2 protein-coding genes are annotated in these 1,620 nt (G+C 66.2%); both read left to right on the top strand.

The features are described from left to right. The first annotated feature begins 77 nt into the window (after positions 1-77). Positions 78-779 carry a phosphate signaling complex protein PhoU gene (gene phoU, locus D5084_RS09125; RefSeq protein ID WP_128515200.1) on the top strand — a complete coding sequence of 234 codons (702 nt, stop codon included), beginning with the start codon at positions 78-80 and terminating at the stop codon, positions 777-779. Positions 780-781: 2 nt separating this feature from the next. Then, positions 782-1,474, top strand: a complete 693-nt coding sequence (gene phoB, locus D5084_RS09120; protein WP_128515199.1) for a phosphate regulon transcriptional regulator PhoB — start codon at positions 782-784, stop codon at positions 1,472-1,474. Positions 1,475-1,620 lie beyond the last annotated feature (146 nt).

The following is a 1,620-nucleotide window of genomic DNA, read 5'->3' as shown; positions in this document are numbered from 1 at the left end:
GCCGGAGATCTTCACCAACCCGAAGGACCCGCGCACCGAAGCCTATATCACCGGCCGGATCGGCTGAGGAGAGCAAGATGAACCAGGCGCATATCCTTTCTGCCTTCGACCGCGACCTTGAGGCCGCCCAGGCGCTTGTCATGCGGATGGGAGGGCTGGTCGAGACCGCGCTTCTGGACGCAGCCGAGGCGCTGGACACGCGGGACGAGGACCTTGCGGCGCGGGTTCGGGCCGGGGACGCGGCCATCGACGCGCTGGAGGACGAGATCAACACCAAATGCGCGCTGCTGCTGGCGCTGCGCGGCCCGACGGCCAGCGACCTGCGGACCGTGCTGACGGTGATGAAGATCGCCGCCGCGCTGGAGCGGGCAGGGGACTACGCGAAGAACCTGGCCAAGCGGACGGCGGTCCTGTCGCAGATGACTCCGGTTCCGGGGGCCTCGGGCTCGATCCGGCGGCTGGCGAAGGCGGTGGTGCAGATGCTGACCGACGCGCTGGACGCCTATATCCGGCGCGACGTGAAGCTGGCCGAGGACGTGCGCAAGCGCGACCGCGACGTGGACCAGATGTACAACTCGATCTTCCGCGAATTCCTGACCCACATGATGGAGGACCCGCGCAACATCGGGCCCTGCATGCATCTGCATTTCATCGCCAAGAACATCGAACGGGTCGGCGACCATGCCACCTCGGTCGCCGAGCAGGTGATCTACCTCGTCACCGGCGCGATGCCGGGGGATGAGCGGCCCAAGGTCGACAGCACGGGAACGGAGGCGTGAGCATGGCGCGGAGCGGACAGCCCAGGGTGCTTCTGGTCGAGGACGAGCCGGCGCAGCGGACGGTGCTGGCCTACAACCTGGAAGCCGAGGGCTTTGCGGTGACGCAGGCCGACAATGGCGAGGATGCGATGGTCCTGGTCGACGAGGAGGACCCCGACATCATCATCCTGGACTGGATGATGCCGAAGGTCAGCGGCATCGAGGTCTGTCGGCGGCTGAAGATGCGGCCCGAGACGCGGTCGATCCCGATCATCATGCTGTCGGCCCGGGCCGAGGAGGTGGACCGGATCCGGGGGCTGGAGACCGGGGCCGACGACTATGTGATCAAGCCCTATTCGGTGCTGGAGCTGATGGCGCGGGCGCGGGCGCAGTTGCGGCGCGTGCGGCCCTCGACCGCCGGAGTGGTGCTGGAGCACGAGGATATCCGGCTGGACCCCGAAAGCCACCGGGTCTACCGGGGCGACAAGGTGCTGAAGCTGGGGCCGACCGAGTTCAAGCTTCTGGTCACGCTGATGGAGCGGCCCGGTCGGGTGTTTTCCCGCGAGCAGCTGCTGGACCTGGTCTGGGGCCGCGACATCTATGTCGATACCCGGACGGTGGACGTGCATGTCGGCCGGTTGCGGAAGAGCCTGATGAGCCACGGCGGCAGCGATCCGGTGCGGACGGTGCGGGGCGCGGGCTATTCCCTGGGATAGTGCCCAGGCGTGGGCAGGATTCGTAGCCTTTGAAAATCAATGGCTTGGTTGTGGGCGTTCTGACGTGGTTAACTCAAGTTCCAAGTGCAACGGTTGTTGGTGTTTTTTCGAGTTCCTCGGCGAGGGCCTGTGCTGGTGTTTTCCAG

The organism is Tabrizicola thermarum, assembly GCF_003574395.1.
Classification (GTDB): Bacteria; Pseudomonadota; Alphaproteobacteria; order Rhodobacterales; family Rhodobacteraceae; genus Tabrizicola; species Tabrizicola thermarum.
Note: the sequence above shows the minus strand (reverse complement) of the source record. Positions and strands in the feature narration are given on the sequence as shown.

What these genes read in the sequence shown, in the direction of transcription:
- phoU (WP_128515200.1), top strand. Translation starts at nt 78, where the DNA reads ATGAACCAGGCGCATATCCTTTCTGCCTTCGACCGCGACCTTGAGGCC.
- phoB (WP_128515199.1), top strand. Translation starts at nt 782, where the DNA reads ATGGCGCGGAGCGGACAGCCCAGGGTGCTTCTGGTCGAGGACGAGCCG.